This is a genomic window from Microbacterium sp. CCNWLW134 (assembly GCF_037083565.1).
Classification (GTDB): domain Bacteria; phylum Actinomycetota; class Actinomycetes; order Actinomycetales; family Microbacteriaceae; genus Microbacterium.
The window spans coordinates 1,482,725-1,505,854 of the sequence record NZ_JBAOJU010000001.1; the positions used below are offsets into that span (position 1 = coordinate 1,482,725).

General features: G+C 68.6%; 18 protein-coding genes and 2 tRNA genes. 6 read left to right on the plus strand and 14 right to left on the minus strand.

Features of this window, described 5'->3' with window-relative positions:
* From V6S02_RS07040 to ileS, 3 genes are read right to left on the minus strand one after another with little or no spacing between them, the layout of a single operon-like run.
* Positions 1-429 (minus strand): DUF4233 domain-containing protein, encoded by a 429-nt coding sequence (locus tag V6S02_RS07040; RefSeq protein WP_124293346.1) that lies wholly within the window; start codon positions 427-429, stop codon positions 1-3.
* Positions 426-1,778: a bifunctional folylpolyglutamate synthase/dihydrofolate synthase gene (locus V6S02_RS07045; RefSeq protein WP_336400326.1), complete on the minus strand. Its 1,353-nt coding sequence runs from the start codon at positions 1,776-1,778 to the stop codon at positions 426-428. Before V6S02_RS07045 ends, V6S02_RS07040 begins: the two co-directional genes overlap by 4 nt.
* On the minus strand, positions 1,778-5,140 hold the full coding sequence (ileS, locus tag V6S02_RS07050) for an isoleucine--tRNA ligase (protein ID WP_336400327.1): 3,363 nt from the start codon (positions 5,138-5,140) through the stop codon (positions 1,778-1,780). The genes V6S02_RS07045 and ileS overlap by 1 nt, the downstream gene beginning before the upstream one ends.
* A gap of 278 nt (positions 5,141-5,418) precedes the next feature.
* Here ileS and V6S02_RS07055 point away from each other — a divergent pair, with 278 nt between their 5' ends.
* The 3 genes from V6S02_RS07055 (at position 5,419) to V6S02_RS07065 (ending at position 9,690) form a co-directional block, all read left to right on the plus strand.
* Positions 5,419-6,783, plus strand: coding sequence for an MFS transporter (locus tag V6S02_RS07055; RefSeq protein ID WP_336400328.1), 1,365 nt, complete (start codon positions 5,419-5,421; stop codon positions 6,781-6,783).
* Between the two features lie 95 nt (positions 6,784-6,878).
* A complete protein-coding gene (valS, locus tag V6S02_RS07060) occupies positions 6,879-9,449 on the plus strand; it encodes a valine--tRNA ligase (RefSeq protein WP_336400329.1) in 2,571 nt (856 codons plus the stop codon).
* Position 9,450: 1 nt separating this feature from the next.
* Positions 9,451-9,690: a hypothetical protein gene (locus V6S02_RS07065; protein WP_336400330.1), complete on the plus strand. Its 240-nt coding sequence runs from the start codon at positions 9,451-9,453 to the stop codon at positions 9,688-9,690.
* Here V6S02_RS07065 and V6S02_RS07070 read toward each other — a convergent pair.
* Genes V6S02_RS07070 through V6S02_RS07080 form a run of 3 tightly spaced genes read right to left on the minus strand, consistent with a single transcriptional unit; the run spans position 9,663 to position 11,831 of the window.
* Complete coding sequence (locus V6S02_RS07070) at positions 9,663-10,985, minus strand: MFS transporter (RefSeq protein ID WP_336400331.1); 1,323 nt, start codon at positions 10,983-10,985, stop codon at positions 9,663-9,665. The two genes, V6S02_RS07065 and V6S02_RS07070, sit on opposite strands and share 28 nt — an antisense overlap.
* 4 nt (positions 10,986-10,989) lie before the next feature.
* A complete protein-coding gene (locus V6S02_RS07075) occupies positions 10,990-11,199 on the minus strand; it encodes a hypothetical protein (protein ID WP_124293353.1) in 210 nt (69 codons plus the stop codon).
* On the minus strand, positions 11,196-11,831 hold the full coding sequence (locus tag V6S02_RS07080; RefSeq protein ID WP_336400332.1) for an ArsR/SmtB family transcription factor: 636 nt from the start codon (positions 11,829-11,831) through the stop codon (positions 11,196-11,198). Before V6S02_RS07080 ends, V6S02_RS07075 begins: the two co-directional genes overlap by 4 nt.
* Before the next feature lie 91 nt (positions 11,832-11,922).
* Between V6S02_RS07080 and V6S02_RS07085 the strand changes: the two genes are divergently transcribed.
* The gene (locus V6S02_RS07085; RefSeq protein ID WP_336400333.1) at positions 11,923-13,974 is read left to right on the plus strand and encodes a M3 family metallopeptidase; all 2,052 of its coding nucleotides are present in this window, start codon (positions 11,923-11,925) and stop codon (positions 13,972-13,974) included.
* Positions 13,975-14,013: 39 nt separating this feature from the next.
* Here the strand turns inward: V6S02_RS07085 and V6S02_RS07090 are convergent, their stop codons facing one another.
* The 6 genes from V6S02_RS07090 to V6S02_RS07115 form a co-directional block, all read right to left on the minus strand.
* Positions 14,014-15,018 carry a serine hydrolase domain-containing protein gene (locus tag V6S02_RS07090; protein WP_336400334.1) on the minus strand — a complete coding sequence of 335 codons (1,005 nt, stop codon included), beginning with the start codon at positions 15,016-15,018 and terminating at the stop codon, positions 14,014-14,016.
* A gap of 13 nt (positions 15,019-15,031) precedes the next feature.
* A complete protein-coding gene (clpX, locus tag V6S02_RS07095; protein ID WP_336400335.1) occupies positions 15,032-16,300 on the minus strand; it encodes an ATP-dependent Clp protease ATP-binding subunit ClpX in 1,269 nt (422 codons plus the stop codon).
* A 148-nt stretch (positions 16,301-16,448) separates the two neighbouring features.
* Positions 16,449-17,132 (minus strand): ATP-dependent Clp protease proteolytic subunit, encoded by a 684-nt coding sequence (locus tag V6S02_RS07100; protein WP_336400336.1) that lies wholly within the window; start codon positions 17,130-17,132, stop codon positions 16,449-16,451.
* 29 nt (positions 17,133-17,161) lie between these two features.
* Positions 17,162-17,752, minus strand: a complete 591-nt coding sequence (locus V6S02_RS07105; protein ID WP_124293359.1) for an ATP-dependent Clp protease proteolytic subunit — start codon at positions 17,750-17,752, stop codon at positions 17,162-17,164.
* A 178-nt stretch (positions 17,753-17,930) separates the two neighbouring features.
* Positions 17,931-19,364 carry a trigger factor gene (gene tig / locus V6S02_RS07110; protein ID WP_124293360.1) on the minus strand — a complete coding sequence of 478 codons (1,434 nt, stop codon included), beginning with the start codon at positions 19,362-19,364 and terminating at the stop codon, positions 17,931-17,933.
* Positions 19,365-19,434: 70 nt separating this feature from the next.
* Positions 19,435-19,511 (minus strand) — tRNA-Pro (locus tag V6S02_RS07115).
* 128 nt (positions 19,512-19,639) lie between these two features.
* On the opposite strand from V6S02_RS07115, the gene V6S02_RS07120 reads away from it, so the two are divergent.
* Positions 19,640-19,713, plus strand: a tRNA-Gly gene (locus V6S02_RS07120).
* A gap of 6 nt (positions 19,714-19,719) precedes the next feature.
* Here V6S02_RS07120 and V6S02_RS07125 read toward each other — a convergent pair.
* Positions 19,720-20,271, minus strand: coding sequence for a gamma carbonic anhydrase family protein (locus V6S02_RS07125; protein ID WP_124293361.1), 552 nt, complete (start codon positions 20,269-20,271; stop codon positions 19,720-19,722).
* 32 nt (positions 20,272-20,303) lie between these two features.
* Positions 20,304-22,439: an acyltransferase family protein gene (locus V6S02_RS07130; protein WP_336400337.1), complete on the minus strand. Its 2,136-nt coding sequence runs from the start codon at positions 22,437-22,439 to the stop codon at positions 20,304-20,306.
* A 153-nt stretch (positions 22,440-22,592) separates the two neighbouring features.
* Between V6S02_RS07130 and V6S02_RS07135 the strand changes: the two genes are divergently transcribed.
* Positions 22,593-23,078 carry a Dps family protein gene (locus V6S02_RS07135; RefSeq protein WP_124293363.1) on the plus strand — a complete coding sequence of 162 codons (486 nt, stop codon included), beginning with the start codon at positions 22,593-22,595 and terminating at the stop codon, positions 23,076-23,078.
* Positions 23,079-23,130 lie beyond the last annotated feature (52 nt).

Sequence of the window (23,130 nt, forward strand, 5' to 3'; positions counted from 1 at the left end):
TCAGTCAGTCTCCGTTTCGTTCCCGAATTCCGCCGCCCGTCGCGCATTGCGCGCATCGAGGGAGGCACCCTTGATGGTGGCATATCCCCACATGCCGCCGAAAATGAGCGCGACGAACAGCAGCGCCGGCACGAGGATCGCCCCGAGCGCGACGACGACCTGCAGCGCCCACCCGACGATGATCGCCCACCGATGTCGCAGCAGTCCCGCGGTGACGATCATGAGGAGCGCGACGACCGTTCCCGCGACGATCCCCCACCATGCCGGGATCGGCTCGGGAAGGGCCCGCAGTCCGTACACGACCAGCCCGCCCAGGAAGGCGATGAGCGACTCGAACCCGAGCACGATCGACCCCAGCGCCTCCTCGGCGCCCCGCTGCCGGCGGGGACGACGAGGGCGGTCCGAGGGGCCGGCGGCGGCCGCGGTCATGCCCGCCACCCGCCACGCCAATCCTCGTCCTCGGCGAGGAGGATCGCCTCGCCGGCGAGCACGACGGAGCCGGTGACGACGACCGCACGACGGGGTGCTGCCGCGGCCCACTCCCTGGCGGCGTCGGCGGCGTCCTGCAGATCGCGGTGCACGGTGACACGTCGCCCGGAGGCTTCGACGAGGTCGGCCAGCCCGTCGGCGTCTCGGGCACGTTCGGAGTCGGGGACGGTGGCGAACACCGGTCCCTCCACCGTCGAGAGGGCGTCGAGGATCCCCGCGGCATCCTTGTCGTCGAGAACGCCGAGTACCAGACCCCATTCATCGAAGTCGAAGGATGCCGCGAGGGCGGCGACCAGCGCGCGGGCGCCGTGGGGGTTGTGGGCCGCGTCGACGACGACGGTGGGGTCCGCGCCGATCACCTGAACCCTTCCCGGTGACGTCGCCGCTCCCAGCCCCTCGGCGACGACGTCGGGATCGAGCCCGCGGTCTCCGGGCGCGAGGAGCGACTCGACCGCGGCGACGGCGAGGGTGGCGTTCTCGGCCTGATGCGCGCCGTAGAGCGGCAGGTAGAGGTCGGTGTACCGGGCATGCAGTCCCCGGATGGTCACGAGCTGTCCGCCGACCGCGAGCCGGGCGTCTTCCAGAGCGAAGTCCTCCTGCTCGACCGCGAGCGTCGCGCCCTGCCCCGCGGCGGCGTCCCGCAGGACGGCCGCCGCGGACGGCTGCTGTCGCGCGGACACCGCGGCGGCGCCCGGCTTGATGATGCCCGACTTCACCGTCGCGATCTCGGCGATGGTCTCGCCCAGGCGATCGGCGTGGTCGAGGTCGATGGGCGCGAAGACGGCGACGTCGCCGTCGGCGGTGTTCGTGGCATCCCACGACCCGCCCATCCCGACCTCGAGCACCAGGACATCGATCGGTGCGTCGGCGAAGGCGACGAAGGCGAGCACCGTCAGCAGCTCGAAGAAGGTCAGCGCCGCGTCACCGGCCGCCGAGAGCTCGGCGTCGACGAGATCCACGATCGGTGCGATCTCGTCCCAGGCGTCGGCCACCGCGGCATCGGCGACGGGCTCACCGTCGATCATGATCCGTTCGGTGAATCGAGTCAGGTGCGGACTGGTGAACAGCCCGGTGCGCAGACCGTGCGCACGCACCAGACTCTCGATGATGCGGCTGGTGGAGGTCTTGCCGTTGGTGCCGGTGACGTGGATCACGCGGTAGGTGCGCTGCGGATCATCCAGCAGTTCGAGCACGCGTCTCGTTCGCTCCACCCGCGGCTGGACCCATCGCTCCCCCTGTCGGGTCAGGAGCGCCTCGTACACCCGGTCGGCGCGTTCGCGGTGACCCATCATGCCTCCCGGCGTGACACGGCGACCTCGAAAGCGCCGCGGTTGGCGAACGTTCCCGCGTCGAATCGTGCCGTGTGTTCGGGCTCGGAATCCGCGGGTCTCGAGCCGCGCGGGCCGTACAGACCGTGCGCGATCGCGAGGGTCTCCGTGGCCACCCCCGCGGTCTCGAAGGCCGATTCGACAGCGACGCGGTCGTCGGCCTCATCGAAGCTCAGCCAGAGCTCGATGCGGTCGCTGACCTCGAACCCGGCCGCCTTGCGTGTGTCCTGCACCGCGCGGATGACGTCGCGTGCCAGGCCCTCGGCCTCCAGCTCGGGCGTCGTGGCGGTGTCCAGCAGCACGAAGCCGCCGCCGGTCAGCAGCGCGATCGCGGTGCCCTCGGCCGCTCCCCCCGCCTCCAGGGCCAGGTCGTATTCGCCGGGCTCGAGAGCGATGCCGTCGACGACGACGCCGCCGTCTCGCTCCTCCCAGACCCCGGCCTTGGCTCCGGCGATCACGTGCTGCACCTGCTTGCCCAGGCGCGGCCCGGCGGCCCGCGCGTTCACGGTGAGGCGCTTGCTGATGCCGTAGCGCTCGGCCACGGAGTCGTCGAGCTCCGCCGTGGCCACCGACTTCACGTTCAGCTCGTCGCGCACGATGCCCTCGAACCGGTGCAGGCCCACCGCGTCGCGCGTGACGACCGTCAGGCTCGGCAGCGGCAGACGCACCCGCAGTCCGTGCTTCTTGCGGAGGGCGTTGGCCACCGAGGAGACCTCTCGGACGGCGTCCATGGCATCCCGGATGTCGTCGGCGGCGGGGAACGCGTCGACGTCCGGCCAGTCCTCGAGGTGCACGCTCCGTCCCCCGGTGAGACCCTGCCACACCCGTTCGGCGACGAGCGGGATGAGCGGCGCCGCGACCCGGGTGAGTGTCTCGAGCACGGTGTACAGGGTGTCGAACGCCTCGGTCGTGCGCGGGTCGTCCGCCGACACGCCGGCCCAGAAACGATCGCGTGAGCGCCGGATGTACCAGTTGGTGAGCACCTCGGCGAAGTCGCGAAGTTTCGCTGCGGCCGAGGTCGAATCCAGGCCCTCGAGGTCGGCGGTCACCCCGCGGATGAGGTCGCCGGTGCGCGCGAGGATGTAGCGGTCGAGCACGTCCTGCGAATCGGTGCGCCAGGTCGCCTCGTAGCCGTCCGACGCGTTGGCGTAGGTGGCGAAGAAGTACCAGGCGTTCCACAGCGGCAGAAGGAACTCGCGCACCCCGGCCCGGATCCCTTCCTCGGTGACGACGAGGTTCCCGCCGCGCAGCACCGGGCTGGCCATCAGGAACCAGCGCATCGCGTCGGACCCGTCCCGGTCGAAGACCTCGCGGACGTCGGGGTAGTTGCGCAGCGACTTCGACATCTTCTGGCCGTCGTTGCCGAGGACGATCCCGTGCGCCGAGACGGCCTTGAAGGCCGGTCGGCCGAACAGTGCGGAGGAGAGCACGTGCATGACGTAGAACCAGCCGCGGGTCTGCCCGATGTACTCCACGATGAAGTCGGCCGGCGCGTGGGCGTCGAACCACTCCTGGTTCTCGAACGGATAGTGCACCTGTGCGAACGGCATGGAGCCGGAGTCGAACCAGACGTCCAGCACGTCTTCGATTCGACGCATGGTGCTGCGCCCGGTCGGGTCATCCGGATTCGGACGGGTCAGTTCGTCGATGTACGGCCGGTGGAGGTCGACCTCTCCCGCGGGATTTCGCGGCAGCCGGCCGAAGTCGCGCTCGAGGTCGGCGAGCGACCCGTACACGTCGACGCGCGGGTGGTCGGGGTCGTCGCTCTTCCACACCGGGATGGGCGAACCCCAGAACCGGTTGCGGCTGATCGACCAGTCGCGTGCACCCTCGAGCCATTTGCCGAACTGACCGTGCTTGACGTTGTCGGGAACCCACGTGATCTGCTCGTTGCCGTCGAGCAGCTGCTCCTTGATCGCGGTCACGCGCACGAACCAGCTCGACACGGCCTTGTAGATCAGCGGGTTCCGGCATCGCCAGCAGTGAGGATACGAGTGCTCGTAGCTGGCCTCGCGGAGGAGTCGTCCCGCGTCGCGCAGGAGGCGGATGAGCGGACGGTTGGCCTCCATCCACAGCTGCCCGGCGACATCCGTCACGTGCGGCAGGAAGCGACCGCCGTCGTCGAGGGAAAGAATGGTCGGGATGCCGACGACATCGGCGACCCGCTGGTCATCCTCACCGTACGCAGGGGCTTGGTGCACGATGCCGGTGCCGTCGCTGGTCGTGACGTAGTCGTCGACGAGGATCTGCCAGGCGTTGTGCGTCCCCCAGATCTCCGCATCGGCGTAGTAGTCGAAGAGTCGGTCGTAGGCCACACCCTCGAGCTCGGCTCCCGTGACGCGGGCATCGATCGCCGCGCGAGCCTCATCGGCCGTCTCGTATCCCAGGTCCTTGGCGTAGCCGGCGAGGAGATCCTCGGCGAGGAGGTAGCGGTGCGCGCTCGACTCGATCGCGTCGTCGGGCGTGCCGTCGGGAGAGGTGTGCACGTCCGCGGCGCCCCGCGGCCCCGCCGGGAGAACGACGTAGCGGATGTCCGGGCCCACGGCCAGTGCGAGGTTCGTCGGCAGCGTCCACGGCGTCGTCGTCCACGCCAGGGCGCGGACGGCGGTCAGTCCGAGTGCTTCGGCCTTCGCCCCGACGAGGGGGAAGGTCACCGTGACGGAGGGGTCCTGTCGCATCTGGTAGACGTCGTCGTCCATCCGCAGCTCGTGGCTCGACAGCGGTGTCTCATCGCGCCAGCAGTACGGGAGCACCCGGTAGCCCTCGTACGCCAGTCCCTTGTCGTGGAGCGTGTGGAAAGCCCACAGCACCGACTCCATGTAGGTCGTGTCGAGGGTCTTGTACCCGCGTTCGAAGTCCACCCACCGGGCCTGCCGGGTGACGTAGTCCTGCCACTCCCGGGTGTAGGCGAGGACGGATTCCCGGGCGCGATCATTGAAGACGTCGATGCCCATCGCCTCGATGTCGGTCTTCTCGGTGATGCCGAGCTGCTTCATCGCCTCGAGTTCCGCCGGCAGGCCGTGGGTGTCCCAGCCGAAGACGCGGTCGACCTTCTTGCCTCGCATGGTCTGGAAACGCGGGAAGAGGTCTTTGGCGTACCCGGTCAGGAGGTGACCGTAGTGCGGCAGACCGTTGGCGAACGGCGGGCCGTCGTAGAACACCCATTCCTCGGCTCCGTCGCGGTGGGCCACGGACGCACGGAAGGTGTCGTCCTCGCTCCAGAACGCGAGCACCTCGTTCTCGATCTCGGGGAATCGCGGGCTCGGAACGACCGCCGCGGGGCCGAAGGAGGCGCCGGAGGAAGAGGGCTTCGGATAGGTCATGTCGTCTCGCAGTCGTCGGTCGTGCCGGACGCCGGGACGACTCGTCGCGAGCCGCGGTACCACCCTGCTTGCGGGTCTCCCCGCCTCTCTCACAGCGGCTGTGACGGGCCTGACCCGCTCGGTTCTACTGGTCCCATGGGGGATGTTCTTCCGAGTGCTCCCCGGTGATGGCCGGATCGGTGCGTGTGCATCGATCATATCGTTCCCGCTCGGTGCACGCGGCGGGGAATGCCCGGACGATGCACCTGGTTTCTGGACTCGTGCCAGAATCGTCCCCCGTGCCTTCCGTCTCACCTCGGTCTTCCGTTCCCCCCGGGTCCTCCCCCGCCCTCGACCGCACCCCCACCCGCCGCGTGGCGTGGGCGTCGATGGTCGGGACCTCGCTCGAGTCGTTCGACTTCTACCTCTTCGCCTATTTCTCGGCGTTCTTCGTCGGACCGCTCTTCTTCGAGCCCCTCGGCCCGGTCGGCGGCACCGCGCTGTCGTTCCTCACCATCGCTGTGGCCTTCGTCGTCCGCCCGGTCGGCGCGCTGATCTTCGGCTACCTCGGCGATCGCCTCGGGCGACGCACGACGCTGCTGTGGACGGTCGGCATCATGGGTGTCGCGACCGGGCTCATCGGGCTCCTGCCCACATACGCTCAGGCCGGATGGCTCGGAGCGGTGCTTCTGGTCACGCTCCGCATCGCGCAGGGACTGTCGCTCGGCGGCGAGTGGGGCGGGTCGATCCTCATCGCCACCGAACACTCCTCGCCGGTCAAGCGCGCCTTCTACGCCGCGATCCCGCAGCTGGGCTCACCCGTGGGCTCCATCCTCTCGGCGACGGTGTTCATCGTGCTCACCCTCGTCCTTCCCGCCGAGGAGCTCGCGGCGTGGGGCTGGCGCATCCCCTTCCTCCTCGCCCTGCCGCTGTTGCTCGTGTCGCTCTACCTGCGCTGGTCGATCTCCGAGACCCCGGTCTTCGAGGGCCTCGTCGCCGAGGGCCGCCGCGACCGCACGCCGGTGCTGTCGATGCTGCGGCAGCGCCCGGGAGCTCTCGTGGTCGCCATCGGCGCCGCGCTCCTCGGCATCGGGTCCTACTCGCTGATGAACACCTACACGATCAGCTACGGCACGTCTCAGCTGGGGTTCAGCTACCAGGACCTCCTCGTCGCGACCACCGTCGGCGGTCTGCTGCAGCTGATCACCATCCCGCTCTTCGGCATGTGGGCCGCCCGTGTCGGATCGGCGCGCGTCGTCGCCGCCGGAGCGCTCGGCACGCTGCTCATCACCTTCCCGATGTACTTCCTCCTGCAGTTCTCGACGTTCCCGATCCTCGTGGCGACGATGATCATCGGCGGCATCCTTCCCACCATGTCGTGGGCGGCCCTCGGCGGCCTTATGAACGATCTGTTCCCCGATCGGTTCCGCTACTCGGCGCTGTCGTTCGCGTACGCCCTCGCCGCGACCATCAGCGGCTTCATCCCTTCGCTCACCTTCGAGTTCGGCTTGGCGACGGGGAACGCCTGGTGGCACCCCGGTGTCATCCTCGCCGTGATGTCCGCGGTGACCCTCGTCTCGGCCGTGACCGCCCACGCGGTGATCCGTCGTCGACCCGACGCCGAGATCGAGAAGACCCCCGAGCTCGTCGCGTCCGCGTCCTAGCGTCGCCGAGAGGCCGTGGGTCCGCCCGATAGAATCGGGCGGACCCACATCCAGGCACGCTCACACAGTGCCGCACATAGCGCCGAGGAGACACCATGGCCACGATCCCCGACAAGCCCGCACTCGAGGGGCTGGAGAAGACATGGGACGAACGGTGGACCGCGGCGGGCACCTACGCCTTCGACCGGCTCCGCGCTGCCGAGGTGGGGCGCGAGGGCATCTACAGCGTCGACACCCCTCCGCCGACCGCCTCGGGGAGTCTGCACATCGGCCACGTCTTCAGCTACACCCACACCGATGTGAAGGTCCGCTTCGAGCGGATGCGCGGCAAGGTCGTCTTCTACCCGATGGGGTGGGACGACAACGGCCTGCCCACCGAGCGACGGGTGCAGAACTACTACGGGGTGCGGTGCGATCCGAGTCTGGCCTACGACCCCGACTTCTCGCCGCCGTACGAGGGTGGCGACAACAAGTCCTCTCGGGCCGCCGATCAGATCCCGATCAGCCGGCGCAACTTCATCGAGCTCTGCGAGAAGCTCACTGTCGAGGATGAGAAGCACTTCGAGGCTCTGTGGCGGAACCTCGGTCTGAGCGTCGACTGGACTCAGACCTACCGCACGATCTCCGACGAGACGATGCGCACCAGTCAGCTCGCGTTCCTCCGCAACATCGAGCGCGGTGAGGCCTACCAGGCCCTGGCCCCGACCCTGTGGGACATCGACTTCCGCTCGGCGATCGCGCAGGCCGAGCTCGAGGATCGGGAGCAGCCGGCCGCCTACCACCGGGTCGCCTTCCACCGCACCGACGGCAGCGGTGACATCCACATCGAGACCACCCGCCCCGAACTTCTCCCCGCCTGCGTCGCACTCGTGGCACATCCCGACGACGAGCGCTACCGCGACGTCTTCGGCACGACCGTGCGGACACCCCTGTTCGATGTCGAGGTGCCGGTGCTCGCGCACCCGCTCGCCCAGCCCGACAAGGGGTCGGGTATCGCGATGATCTGCACGTTCGGCGATGTGACCGACATCATCTGGTGGCGCGAGCTCGACCTCCCCAACCGCACGATCCTCGGTCAGGACGGCCGGGTGATCGCCGACGCACCCGATGCGATCACGTCGGACGCCGGTGTCTCGGCGTACGCCGAGCTCGCCGGGAAGACCGTCTTCAGCGCCAAGAAGCGCATCGTCGAGCTCCTTCGGGACTCCGGTGAGCTCATCGGCGAACCGAGGCCGTTCACGCATCCGGTGAAGTTCTACGAGAAGGGCGACCGCCCGCTCGAGATCGTCTCGACGCGCCAGTGGTACATCCGCAATGGCGCCCGCGACGCGGCGCTTCGAGACCGGCTGATCTCGCTCGGACGGGAGCTGAGCTGGCACCCCGACTTCATGCGCGTGCGGTACGAGAACTGGACCAACGGGCTCACGGGAGACTGGCTCGTCTCGCGTCAGCGGTTCTTCGGCGTTCCGATCCCGGTCTGGTACGGGCTGGATGCCGACGGCAACCGCGACTACGACCGGGTCATCGTTCCCGGAGTCGCCCAGCTGCCGGTGGACCCCACGATCGACGTCCCCGAGGGATTCACCGCCGATCAGCGCGGCGTGCCCGGCGGCTTCGAGGGCGAGCAGGACATCTTCGACACCTGGGCCACCTCCTCCCTCACCCCTCAGCTTGCGGGCGGCTGGGAGCGGGATCCCGAGCTGTGGGATCTCGTCACGCCGTTCGATCTGCGCCCCCAGGGTCAGGACATCATCCGCACGTGGCTGTTCTCCACCATGCTGCGCAGCGCCTTGGAAGACGGTCGGTCGCCCTGGCGGACGGCGGCGATCTCCGGCTTCATCGTCGACCCGGACCGCAAGAAGATGTCCAAGTCCAAGGGCAACGTCGTCACTCCCGCCGACATCCTCGCCCAGCACGGATCGGACGCGGTCCGCTACTGGGCGGCGTCCAGCCGGCTGGGAACGGATGCCGCGTTCGACCCGCAGAATCCCACACAGATCAAGATCGGCAGGCGACTGGCGATCAAGATCCTGAACGCGGCGAAGTTCGTGCTGTCGTTCCCCGTGCCCGAGGCCGCCGAGATCACCCACCCCCTCGATGCCAGCATGCTGGCGACCCTCGACCGCGTCATCGACGAGGCGACGGCGGCGTGGGAGGCGTACGACCACGCGCGCGCGCTGGAGATCACCGAGTCGTTCTTCTGGACGTTCTGCGACGACTACCTGGAGTTGGTCAAGGAACGTGCGTACGACCGGTCCACCGCGGGTGGTGCGTCTGCGGCCCTGGCGCTGCGCCAGGCACTGAGCGCCCTGCTGCGACTCTTCGCGCCGGTGCTCTCCTTCGCCACGGAGGAGGCATGGTCGTGGTTCAACGTCGGTTCTGTCCACCTGGCCGACTGGCCGCGATCGCAGGCGGTCGACGGCGATCCGCATGTGCTGACGGCCGTGGGAAGCGCCCTCATCGGCATCCGTCGCGCCAAGACCGAAGCGAAGGTCTCGCAGAAGACGCCGGTGGCCGAGCTGACGATCCAGGCGCCGTCTGAGATCTCCGAGCGCCTCCGCCTCGCCGAGGACGACCTGAAGGCAGTCGGCCGGGTCGCCCAGATCCAATACGCCGACGGCACCGAGACGGTCGTCACCGACATCCGCTTCGCCGAGGAGGCCTGACATGCAGCTGGGAACGCGATGGACGTCGGGGGACGAACCGCCGGCGTCGGTACCGCCCGCGGTCGCCGCGGCCGTTCGTTCCGTCGACGCCGCCTTCGGCTCAGCCGGTCCGCGCCCGCGGTGGACGCTGACGTGGCTGGAGGGCCGGCCGATCGCCGAACTCGACAGCGGCGTGATCGTCGAGCTCGACGCGAACGGTACCGCGGTGGTGCGTCATGACGACGAGGACGAGTTCGGCTGAGTCGCCTGCGCGTCCGTCGACGCGCTCACCGGCAGAGGACCGGTCTGCCTGCTGGCTGCGAGGATGAGGCGGGACGCCACCGCGGTGGCCGCCAGTGTCACTCCCGCGGCGATGATGTACGGCAGGCGCAGGTCTACGCGTGCGGCGAGTCCACCGGCGAGGGTCGCGATCGGGAAGAGTCCCCACGTGAGGCTGCGGATGACGCCGAGGACGCGTCCGAAGATGTCGCCGGGCACGATCAGCTGTCGGAGGGCGCCCCAGGGAACGTTCCAGGTGGACACGGCGAAGGCCATGAGAGCGTAGAACGCCACCGCGAGAACGACCCCCGGGGCCGCCGCGACAAGCGCCAGGCTCACCGCGGCGAGCAGGTTGGCACCGAGCATCACGGCGCCGCGGCCGAACCTGTCCACCAGCAGTGGCGCGACGAGGGAACCCGCCAGGGCGCCGACTCCGACACCAGCGGTCACAAAACCGATCGCAGCCGGGGGGACGCCCTGAGTGTCGAGGAAATACAGGATGGTCGCCGCCTGTGCGAAGGAGAAGGCTGAACCCACCACGGAGGTGAAGATCACCAGGGCGCGGAGGTAGCGATGCCGCCACAGGTAGGCCAGGGCCGTGCGCGTGGAGATCGGCGAGGCGGGTCGGGTGTCCTCCGGGTCTCGGCGAGGTCGCGCGGCCGCGGCGGGCAGGAGCAGGGCGAGGACGATCGGCACCAGGTATCCGAGGGCGCCGAGCCAGAGAGGCAGAGCCAAGGACACGGCGAAGAGCAGGCCCGCGACCGGTTGCGCCAGGAAGCTGTCGATCGTGATCTGCGCCGCCTGGATTCGGCCGTTCGCGCGATCCAGGCCGCCGCGCGCCACGAGCGCGGGGACGACCGCGTTCGTGGCGTTGTCGAACAGGGTCTCCCCCAGTCCGAAGACCAGCACGCCCGCGAACAGCGCCCAGATGGTCAGCTCACCGGTGACCGTGAGGACGGCCAGAGCGATCGCGGCGCTCGCGCGAAGGGTGTTCGCGCCTGCCATGATGACCCGCCGGTCGAAGCGGTCCACCAGCATGCCGGCCGGGAGCCCGAACACCAGCCAGGGCAGGAACGCCAGAGCGCCCACGGCGGCGATCGCGAGCGGGTCGGTCGTCAGCGTCGTCGCGATGAGCGGCACCGCAGTGCGGCCCAGTCCATCGGCAAGGTTGCTGAAGGCCGCCGCGGTCCACAGTCGACCGAAGTCTCGGCCGAGGGGCGGGCGTCGTGGGCGGACCGTTCCGAGCTCGGGGACGACCTCGGGCCTCGTATCGGTCACCGGTTCAGCCCGGGAAGAGGCCGATCACGCCGTGCGCGACCGCCCGATGACGGCGCTCGACGGCGTCGGCGAGCACGGCGGCGCTTCGCCGGCCGACCGGACCGGTACGACGTTCCACGCGACGCGCCACCACTCCCCGGGCGGCATCGGCGGCGACCAGGATCAGGCGTTCGACGCCGGTGGTCGCAGGTAGTGGGCTGAAGAGAGTGGTCATGAGGCACCTCCGATGTCGGGAAGCGGAAAGACGTCGGCGCGGATCGTGACGGGTCGCACGTCCTCGCCTTCCTGGTGGCGGTAGCGGTCGACGGTCTCGTCGATGATCGCCATGATGCGATGGGTGAGCTCGGCGCTCTGGGCGGGAGTCAGACGCGCGGTCGCTGTCGAGATGAGACTCGCGTCCTTCCACACGTCGTCCTCCAGCCCGATGGCGTGGTCGTGGAAGTCCAGGAGAGCCTGCTGACGCAGACGGAAGAACTCGCTGGTGACGAGCTGCGTGACCGCTCGCGCAGCCGGCGTCTTCGCCGTGCCCGCGGCGCTCATGGTCACGCCCCCGACCGGACGCTCCCACCAGCGTTCGCGGCCCGTCCCCTGTCCGGGGCGCTCGCGGATGAGATCCTGCTTCGCCAGCGCGCGCAGATGGTAGCTCGTCGAACCCGTCGACTCGCCCAATCGCTCCGCGAGCGAGCTGGCGGTCTGCGGACCGTACTGACTGAGGATGTCGTAGATCTTCACCCGGAGCGGGTGCGCCAGGGCGCGGAGGGCCTGCGCGTCGAGAACCCGATCGTTCGCGTGGCGGGACTCGACCCGCGCCGCCGCATCCGATTCCTGCTCGTCCGGAGTGTTCATGAGGCAACAGTAGCTCTGCAAAGAAACCTTTGCAAGGTGTATTTTGCAAACACTCGGTTGCACCCCTCGCGTGCTCACCTAGGGTGGAGAGATGACCGACGCCAACCCGCTGCTCGCACCCTCGTCCCTGCCCTACGGATTGCCGGACTACCGCCGCATCGCGGCCGCCGATTACCTCCCCGCGTTCCGCGCCGCGTTCGCAGCGCACCGAGAAGAGGTCGCGCGCATCGCTGCGGATCCCTCCGAGGCCACGTTCGCGAACACCTTCGTCGCACTGGAGGAATCGGGTCATCTTCTCGGCGACATCGCCCGCACGTTCTACACCGTCTCCTCCGCCGACGCCACCGGTGACATCCAGGCGGTCGAGCAGGAGCTCGCTCCCCTCATGGCGGCGCATCAGGACGCCATCCAGCTCGACCCCGCCCTCTACGCGCGCGTGCGCCACGTGTACGACCGTCGCCAGAACGAAGACCTGACACCCGAAGACCTGTATCTGGTCGAACGGCGCTATCGCGAGATGACCCACGCAGGTGCGGCGCTGGAAGACGAGGCGAAAGAGCGACTGACCCAGCTCAATCAGCGACTGTCGACTCTCACGACGACCTTCGAGAAGAACCTGTTGGCGGACACGAACGACCTCGCGGTGGTGTTCGACGACGAGTCGGAGCTCGATGGCCTCACGGAGGGGGAACTCTCCGCGGCCGCCCGGGCCGCCGCAGACCGGGGTATGGAGGGGAAGTACGTCGTGACCCTCACCCTGTTCACGGGCCACCCCTATCTCTCGACCCTGACCGATCGCGAGAGTCGGCGTCGCATCTTGGCCGCGTCGCAGGCACGAGGCTCCCGCGGGAATGCCAACGACAATCAGGAAGTGCTGCGCGAGATCGTGCGCCTGCGCGCCGAGCGCGCCCAGCTCCTCGGGTACGACTCCCACGCGGCATACGTCACAGCGGACGAGACCGCCGGGTCTCCCGAGGCCGTGCGCGAGCTGCTGTTCCGGTTGGCCGGACCGGCCGCCCGCAACGCTCGACGGGAGCAGGACGCCCTCCAGAAGATCATCGACGCGTCCGGCGAATCGTTTCCGCTGGCCGCGCACGATTGGGCCTTCTACACCGAACGCGTGCGCGAAGCGGAGTACGACCTCGACCGGGCGGCGCTTCGACCCTGGTTCGAGGCCGAGCGGGTTCTGCAGCACGGCGTGTTCCGGGCCGCCACCGACCTCTTCGGCGTGAGCTTCACCGAGCGACCCGACCTTCCCGCCTACCACGCCGAGGCGAGGGTGTTCGAGGTCCACGACGCCGACGGCACCCCCGTCGGGCTCTACATCCTCGATCTCTACACCCGCGACACCAAGCGAGGCGGCGCGTGGATGAACTCGATCGTGGTGCAGTCGCGTCTGCGAGGTACGGCGGCCGTGGTGGTGAACAACCTCAACGTCCCCCAACCCTCCCCCGGGCAGCCGACGCTTCTCACGCTTGACGAGGTCACCACGCTCTTCCACGAGTTCGGCCACGCCCTGCACGGCCTTTTCGCGACGGTGACCTACCCGTCCTTCGGAGGCACGAACGTCTTCCGCGACTTCGTCGAGTTTCCGAGCCAGGTCAACGAGATGTGGATCTACTGGCCCGAGATCCTCAGCTCGTACGCCCGTCACGTCGACACCGACGAGCCGCTGCCCGCAGACGTCGTCGAGAGAATGCACGCATCAGAGGCGTTCAACCAGGGCTTCTCGACCAGCGAATACCTGGCGGCGTCCTGGATCGACCAGGCTTGGCACCGGCTCGGAGCCGATGCCGCGGCCGAGGACCTCGACGTGGCGGATTTCGAAGCAGGAGCGCTGGCGGAGATCGGCCTGGACGATCCCGCGGTCCCGACCCGCTACTCCTCGACCTACTTCGCTCACGTCTTCTCCGGCGGCTACAGCGCCGGGTACTACTCCTACATCTGGAGCGAGGTGCTCGACGCCGACACGGTGGAGTGGTTCCGAGAGAACGGCGGGCTCACCCGCGCCAACGGCGATCGCTTCCGGCAGCGGCTGCTCGGGGTGGGCGGTTCGAAGGATCCGCTCGAGGCCTATCGGGATTTCCGCGGCCGGGATGCCGACATCGCGCCGCTGCTGCGACGCCGCGGCCTCGCCGCGTGAGTTCAGCGCACGTGTGAGCTGAGTGCGGTGTCCGCGCGGTCAGTCCGCCGACACCGCCTCAGCCGCGGCGGCCGCCGGCCGTCCCAGCACCTGGTCCATGAGGTCACGGGTGCGCGCGAAGGTGCGGACGGCGACATTGGCGAGGCCGGTGACCGTGGTGCCGGATGCGGCGTGGCGTCTGCTCACCGCCGTGACGCCGTGGTCGCCTCCGGCCATGACGAGATCGTCGCCGTCGATCCACACGCCACGACCGTAGCCGAGCCCGTCGCCGGTGTCGGCGGTCGTCGGCGTGATGAGAAGATCCACACCAGTTCGGCTCAGGATGCGCCCGGCGAACAGCGCCTCCCAGAAGCGGTGGAGGTCGGCGACCGTCGAAAAGGCGCCACCGTCTCCCGACCCCACGACGGGGAGCGCGAACACGTTCGTCCGTCCGTCGTCACGGTACCCGGTGGCTGTGCCCGGCGGCAGGTGATCGGACCGAGGGAACCCTGAATCCGTCATGCCCGCAGCCTGGAAGACGCGAGTCTCGACGAGCTCGGCGAACGAGCTACCGGAGGCGCGTTCGGCCAGGACGGCAAGCAGGACGTAGCCGCTGTTGCAGTAGGAGAACCGCTCCCCCGCGGGGAATTTGGTGGGGTGCCCGTCGAGGAGGGGAAGGTAGGCCGGCGTCGAGTCGAGCTGCTGGACGGGAACCGGAAGCGGCGCCAGGGCGTCGACCTCTTCGTCGAGGTAGTCGCCTATCCCGGACGTGTGGGTCAAGAGGTGATCGACCGTGACGTCGGGCGCGACCAGCGGGAGGTCGCCTCCGAGGATGTCGCGTGCCCGCGTCTCCCGGGACAGCAAGCCGTCGTCGACCAACGCGAGGACGGTGGCCGCGGTGAACATCTTCGTGCCGCTTGCCAGCCCGAAGCGGGTGGCGACGGTATTCGGCGCCTCCGAGGTGCGGTCGGCGAGTCCCCCTGCCCACTCACCCAGTACCGCATCTCCACGTCGGAGACTGAGGACACCGCTGTAGTCGGCCAGCGACGGGGCGGGAAGACTCATCGCACGCGGCGGGTCAGGCGCTCTTGCGCTTCTCTCGCAGAACGAAGGTCGGGGCGGCGCGCTCCTCGACCGCGGCGCGGGTGACGATGACCTTATCGACGTCTTCGCTCGACGGGATCTCGAACATGATCGGTCCGAGCACGTCTTCGAGAATGGCGCGGAGCCCGCGGGCACCGGTCTTCCGCTCGACCGCGAGGTCGGCGATCGCCTCGAGGGCCTCGCTGTCGAACTCCAACGACACTCCGTCCAGCTCGAACATGCGCTGATACTGCTTGACGAGCGCGTTCTTCGGCTCGGTGAGGATCTCCATCAGCGCCGCCTGATCGAGCGGGTTGACCGACGCCACGACGGGGAGACGACCGATGAACTCGGGGATCAGTCCGAATTTGTGAAGGTCTTCGGGCCGAACCTCGCTGAACAGGTTCAGATCCTGGCCCTTGCTGTGCAGCGGCGCCCCGAATCCGACACCGTGTTTGCCGACCCGGGAGGAGATGATGTCCTCGAGCCCGGCGAAGGCCCCCGCGACGATGAAGAGCACGTTCGTCGTGTCGATCTGGATGAACTCCTGGTGGGGGTGCTTACGGCCCCCCTGCGGAGGAACGGAGGCCACGGTGCCCTCGAGGATCTTCAGCAGCGCCTGCTGCACTCCCTCGCCGGAGACGTCGCGGGTGATCGAGGGGTTCTCCGCCTTGCGGGCGATCTTGTCGACCTCGTCGATGTAGATGATGCCTGTCTCTGCGCGCTTGGTGTCGAAGTCGGCCGCCTGCAGGAGCTTGAGCAGGATGTTCTCGACGTCTTCGCCGACATAACCGGCCTCGGTGAGCGCCGTGGCGTCGGCCACCGCGAAGGGCACGTTGAGGCGCTTGGCGAGGGTCTGCGCGAGATACGTCTTTCCGCAGCCGGTCGGACCGAGCAGCAGGATGTTGCTCTTGGCGATCTCGACCTCGTCGGCGCGTTGCTCGGCGGGCTGCAGGGTGCCCTGGGCGCGTACGCGCTTGTAGTGGTTGTACACCGCGACCGACAGCGCGCGCTTGGCGTCGTCTTGACCGACGACGTACTCCTCGAGGAAGGAGAAGATCTCCCGAGGCTTGGGGAGGTCGAACTCGGAGACGACACCGGTCGAGGACTCGGCCATCCGCTCTTCGATGATCTCGTTGCACAGCTCGACGCACTCGTCGCAGATGTACACACCGGGGCCGGCGATCAGCTGTTGCACCTGCTTCTGGCTCTTTCCGCAGAAAGAGCACTTGAACAGGTCGGCGCTTTCACCGATGCGTGCCATTGCGGCTCCTCTTCGTCGCCCCGGGGATGCCTCCCCCGTCGTCACCGTCGAGCCTAACCTCTGCCGGGGACATGCGCGGGGATTGAGTCGGCGTGAACGCGGTGACGCCCCCGTCGCCGGAGCGCGGGGGCGTCACCGTTCGGGTCTGTCAGCGGGTCAGCGCCGGGGCCCCGGCCGTCCGCTTCCGCGTGGTGAGGACCTGATCGACGAGGCCGTACGTCACCGCGTCCTCGGCCGAGAGGATCTTGTCGCGGTCGATGTCCTTGTTCACCTCGTCGACGGACTTGTTCGAGTGGGCTGCGAGGGTCTGCTCGAGCCAGGTGCGCATCCGCATGATCTCCGCGGCCTGGATCTCGATGTCCGAGGCCTGGCCGTGGCCGGCCTCACCCATCGCAGGCTGGTGGATCAGGATGCGGGCGTTGGGCAACGCCAGGCGCTTGCCCGGTGCCCCCGCTGCGAGCAGGACCGCCGCGGCCGACGCCGCCTGACCCAGAACGACGGTCTGGATCTGCGGCGAGACGTACTGCATCGTGTCGTAGATCGCGGTCATGGCCGTGAACGAGCCGCCGGGCGAGTTGATGTACATCACGATGTCCCGGTCGGGATCCTGGCTCTCCAGCACGAGGAGCTGGGCCATGACGTCATCGGCGGACGCGTCGTCGACCTGGACGCCGAGGAAGATCACGCGATCCTCGAAGAGCTTGTTGTACGGGTCCTGTCGCTTGTAGCCGTACGCCGTGCGCTCCTCGAACTGAGGCAGGACGTAGCGGCTGCCGGGCATCTGAAGGCCCTGCGGCGCCGACGGGGCGCCTCCGAAGGTGGGGGTCTGCATTCCTACTTCTCTCTCTTTCGCCGTCGAGCTCAGCTGTCGGTGGCGGTTCCGCCGCCACCGATGACGTCGGTCGCGGACTCGCGGATGTGGTCGACGAAGCCGTACTCGAGCGCCTCTTCGGCGCCGAACCACCGGTCCCGGTCACCGTCGGCATTGATCTGCTCGACCGTCTTGCCCGTCTGCTTGGCCGTGATCTCGGCGAGGCGCTTCTTCATGTCGAGGATGAGCTGCGCCTGCGTCTGGATGTCGCTCGCGGTGCCGCCGAAGCCGCCGTGGGGCTGGTGGAGGAGGACGCGGGCATTGGGCGTGATGTAGCGCTTGCCCTTGGTGCCCGCCGTGAGCAGCAGCTGGCCCATCGAGGCAGCCATCCCGATGCCGACGGTGACGATGTCGTTCGGCACGAACTGCATGGTGTCGTAGATCGCCATTCCGGCCGTGATCGAGCCGCCGGGCGAGTTGATGTAGAGGTAGATGTCCTTCTCGGAGTCCTCCGCGGCGAGAAGCAGGATCTTGGCGCAGATCTCGTTGGCGTTCTCGTCACGCACCTCCGACCCCAGCCAGATGATGCGGTCCTTGAGCAGCCTGTCGAAGACGCTCGTCGCGACAAGTGGTTCGGCCATGTGTACTCCTGTTTCCGTGGTCGTGTCCTCGAATCTACCGGCGCGTGAATCGCGCCCCGCCCGTGTTCGCCGTCGGCAGATCGAGCGCGTCGCGCCTGCGCCGAGCCGGCGTCGCCGGACAGACGAGTGAGGGACGGATGCCGCGGCATCCGTCCCTCACTCCTGTCGGCGTGTGCGCTTACTCGGCGGCGTCGGCCTTCTTCGCGCGGCTCTTGCGAGCGGGCTTCTTGGGGGCCTCGGCCTCCTCGGCGGCGATGACCTCATCGGCCTCGGCGGCGGCGTCAGCGATGTCCTCGGCCTCTTCGACCACCTCGTCCTCGGCGGTCTCCTCGTCCTCGAGCGCGACGAAGCCGGTCAGGTCGACCGTCTTGCCGTTGGTGTCGACGACGGTGACCTTGCCGAGAGCGACCGCGAGGGCCTTGTTGCGGGCGACCTCGCCGACCATGGCCGGGAGCTGGTTGCCCTGCTGCAGTGCGTTGATGAAGTCCTGCGGCGACATGCCGTACTGCGCCGACGACTGGATCAGGTACTGGGTGAGCTCGTCCTGCGAGACCTGCACCTCGTACTTCTCCACGATGGCATCCAGCAGCATCTGGGTGCGGAACTGCTTCTCGCTGGCCTCGGTGACCTCGGCACGGTGGACATCGTCCTCGAGACGACCCTCGCCCTCGAGGTGGTTGTGCACCTCGTCCTCGATGAGCTGCTGCGGCACGGGGATCTCGGCGCCGGCCAGGAGCGTCTCGATGAGCTTGTCGCGGGCCGCAGACCCCTGGGTGAAGACCGACTGCTCGCCGGCACGCTCGCGAAGGCTGTCGCGCAGTTCGGCGATCGTGTCGAACTCCGACGCCATCTGCGCGAAGTCGTCGTCCGCCTCGGGAAGCTCCCGCTCCTTGACCGCCTTGACGGTCACGGCGACCTCGGCCTCCTGGCCGGCGTTGTCGCCGCCGATCAGCGTGGAGCGGAAGGTCGTCTCCTCGCCTGCGGTCAGCGAGTCCACGGCCTCGTCGATGCCTTCGAGCAGCTCGCCCGAGCCGACCTCGTACGACACGCCATCTGCACGATCGACCTCGTTGCCGTCGATCGTGGCGACGAGGTCGAGCTCGACGAAGTCGCCGGTGGCGGCCGGGCGGTCCACGGTCACCAGGGTGCCGAAGCGCGAGCGCAGCTTGTCGAGCTCGGCGTCCACAGCCGACTCGTCGACCTCGACGGCGTCGACCTCGATGGTCGTGCCCTCGAAGTCAGGAAGGTCGAACTCGGGCCGGACATCGACCTCGACGTCGACCAGCAGGTCGCCGCTGAAGTCCTTGGCGTCGGGCCACTCCACGACGTCGGCGCTCGGGCGACCCATGACGCGGATCTCGCTGGCGGTGACAGCCTCGCGATAGAACGCATCGAGCCCTTCGCTGACGGCGTGCTCGAGCACCGCGGTGCGCCCGACGCGCTGGTCGATGATCGGTGCGGGCACCTTCCCCTTGCGGAAGCCGGGGATCTGCACGTCCTGGGCGATGTGCTCGTAGGCGTGCGTGATGCTGGGCTTCAGCTCTTCGGGGCTGACCGCGATACGGAGCTTCACGCGAGTCGGGCTCAGCTTCTCGACGGTGGTGGTGACCATGCCTTGTGTCTCTCCTCGTCTGCCACCGCACGCGGACGCGTGGGCGTAGGTCTTCGTGATGGGGGGCCGATGGTCGGGGCGACAGGATTTGAACCTGCGGCCTCCCGCTCCCAAAGCGGGCGCTCTACCAAGCTGAGCTACGCCCCGGGCGGGTGCGCACGCACGCGTGCGCCGATCGGGCCTGTTGCAGTCTAGCCGACACTCCCGGAAGCCTCATCGACAGGACCCACCTCGCGCGTCCCCTAGACTGGAGTAACCGCGGATCTCTCCGCCGCGGGGATGTAGCTCAATGGTAGAGCCTCAGTCTTCCAAACTGATGGTGCGGGTTCGATTCCCGTCATCCCCTCCATGGCCCTCAGAGGCCGCTCTCGCCGATCGATTCGGCCGCCCGGTGCGTCTCCAGGTGCTGCAGGTAGATCGCCGCGTTCCGCCGGATGGCCTCGCGCTCCTCCTCCGTGAGGGGCCTGCGCACCTGGGCGGGCACGCCCGCCACGAGCGACCCGGGCGGCACCACCGTGCCCTGCAGCACGACGGCCCCGGCCGCGACGAGGCATCCTGCGCCGATCTCCGCGCCCGAGAGCACCACGCTCCCCATCCCGATGAGCGAGCCGTCGCCGATCGAGCATCCGTGCACGACCGCGTTGTGACCGACCGACACGTTCGCCCCCAGCACCACCGCGTGGTCGGCGTCGACGTGCACCGAGACGTTGTCCTGCAGATTGCTGCCCGGGCCGATGGTGATCGGAGCGCTGTCCCCGCGCACCACCGCGTTGTACCAGACGCTCGCGCCCTCCCCCAGCGTCACGGCGCCGATCACCCGCGCGCCCGCGGCGACGAACGCCGAATCAGGCAGCGACGGGCGCCGGTCGCCGAGGGAGAGGACGGATGCCGCGGGGTCGATGCTCATGCCAGGGAGCCTAGACGTCCTCGGGTCCGGGGTCAGCGAGAGGCGAGGGCGTCGCGAATGGCCGCTTCGTACCAGGGTTCGAGGGTGTCGACGAAGGTGACCGTCAGGTGGTCCTGGTCGCGGTAGACGTTGGCTCCGCCCACCACGGGGCGACACACCTCGTCGTCGCAGAAGACATCGGTGAAGTCCAGCAGGGTGACCCCGGCCATCCCCTCCGCCGCCTCGCGCAGCGGGTCGTCCGCAACGAGCACGTCGGCGCGCGGCCCGTCGCACTCGGAGGCGTCACGCGTGCGCAGGCATTTGTTCGGATCGGTCTCCCACACCGGGTTGTCCACCACCGTCACCACCGGTGTGCCGCGATCGATCACCTCGCTCCACGCCTCGCGGTAGCCCGCGACCGCGGCGTCGCGGGACGAATCGAACCCGTCCGAGGCGTACGGGGTCGTCGCGAGGGCGGAGGTGAAGACGACATCGATCTCCCGGTCGGCGAGGGCGGAGGTGACGCCCTCGCGCCAGTCGGTGCACGCCGCACCGAAAGCGCCAGGCGTCGACAGGGGTGTGGTGTTCCAGGGGCACGCCCCCTTGAAGAAGGTCGTCAGGTGCCAGCCGTTGCGCTGCGCCATCCGCTCGAATGTGGGCAGGAGCTGGAAGGCGTGGCTATCGCCGATGAGGGCCACGCGCGGGGCGTCGTCGGCGTCGGAGCCGAACTCGCAGGACACCGGGCGGGAATCGTTCAGCTGCACGAAGCATTGATCGTCGGATGGTCGATCGGCCCCCGCGAAGCCCGGCGCCGGCAGGATCGTGTCGGGCGTCGCGGAGTCATCGCACGTCGGATCGAGGATCGATGCCGCACCGAAGCACTCCGGCGGGTTCTCACGCAGTTCCGCGAGGGCCCGCACACCGGCGTTGTAGGCGGGTGCGTTCACGGCCCAGGCGGCGCCCGCGGTGCTCGCCACCAGGAGCATCGCCGCCAGCGACGCCCAGAGGGTGACCCGCGGCGGGCGTGAGGTCAGCACCTTCCAGCTGCGGAAGGGATCCTCGACGAAGGTCTTCGTCAGCCACGCGAGGACGAAGCAGAGCGCGAGCAGGGCGACGCGATGGTAGATCGTCAGTCCCCAGAACGGCACCGACGGCGCGATGATGATGAGCGGCCAGTGCCAGAGGTACAGCGAGTAGGAGATCCCCCCGATGAACTGCGCGGGACGCACCGAGAGCACACGGGTCGGGTACCACCAGCGGTCGGTGTTCGACGCCGCGATGATCAGGCCCGCGCCGAGCGTGGGCACAAGGGCGGCGTACCCGGGGAAGGGGGTCTGTCCGTCGTAGGCGAAGGTCGCCCAGAGGAGGGCGGCGATCCCCACCCAGCCCGCCACGAAGCTCGCCCCCGCGGAGCGCAGCCGCAGCAGCGGGACGAGCGCGATGAGGGCACCGACACCGAACTGCCACATCCGACCGAAGGTCACGAAGTAGGCCGGCGCGGGGTCGGTGATGGTGAAGACGACGCAGAAGACGAAGGATGCCGCCGAGACGACCGCCAGCACCGCGATGACGCTCCGGCGCACTGTGCCGCGCGCCCACTTCACCGCGGCCCACGCAGCGAGGAGCATCAGCAGCGGCCAGATGACGTAGAACTGCTCCTCGAGCGAGAGCGACCAGTAGTGCTGGACGGTGGTGGGGTCGCCGCCGTTGTTGAGATAGTCCGCAGACGTGATCGCGAGGTACCAGTTCTCGACGTAGAAGGTCGATGCGAGGATCTCGCGCACCTCGTTCGGCAATGCCGAGGTCGGGGTGAGGTACGGGGTCATCGCGACCAGCGCGCAGAAGAGCAGCACGAGCAGGGATGCGGGAAGAAGTCGCCGAGCACGTCTCGCCCAGAACTGGCCCAGACGCACGGTGCCGGTGGCGGTGAGTTCCCGCATCAGGTGCGAGGTGATGAGGAAGCCCGAGATGACGAAGAAGATGTCCACGCCGATGTAGCCGCCGGGGAAGCGCCCCGGCCAGAAGTGGTAGAGCACCACGCACAGCACGGCGATGGCGCGGAGCCCCTGCACGTGAGGAAGGAACCGAGCAGGTTCGGCGTGCTCGGGCGAGCCCTGTGTGCGACGGCTGCGTCGCCCTTCGGCGTCGCCGGGCAGGCGCGGCTCGAGGGCGGGATCAGCGGATGGCACGGTAAGACGGTAACCCCTGACGGCAGCCGGCTTGCTCAGCGACCTGCCAGTGTGACGGGTTAGCGGAGCCTTCTCTTGCTTGCGGAATAGGGGGCGCGCACTAGCGTTGGGTTCACTGGACCGCCGCGTGGCGGTTCGAAGGGAGCCGACAGAATGACCGACATTCAGACCACCCCCGCCACCGCCGCCGATCCCACGGTCGCCGCCGGCTCGGCGCAGTTCCTCACCCCGGTCGTGCTGGGACTGCAGGCTCTGGCCGTGAACGGCAAGCAGGCGCACTGGAACGTGCGGGGGGCGAACTTCATCGCCATTCACGAACTCCTCGATCAGATCGTCGACCACGCCCGGCAGGCAGCTGACGACGCTGCGGAGCGGATCGTCGCGCTCGGGCTTCCGATCGACGCCCGCACGTCGACCATCGCTCAGAAGGTCGCGCCCACCGCGGTTCCCGCCGGGTTCACCCCGTGGCAGGAGATCGTCCGCGACATGATCGCCGACATGGACGCCGTGATCGTCGATGTCAAGACCGCGATCGAGGGGCTCGACGAGGTCGATCTCACCAGTCAGGACGTGGCACTGGCCATCATGCAGACGCTCGAGAAGGACCGCTGGTTCCTCTTCGCACACCTTGCCGAGTGACCTCGCTCACATGACGACGAAGGGCCCCGAATCCTCTCCGGAGGAATCGGGG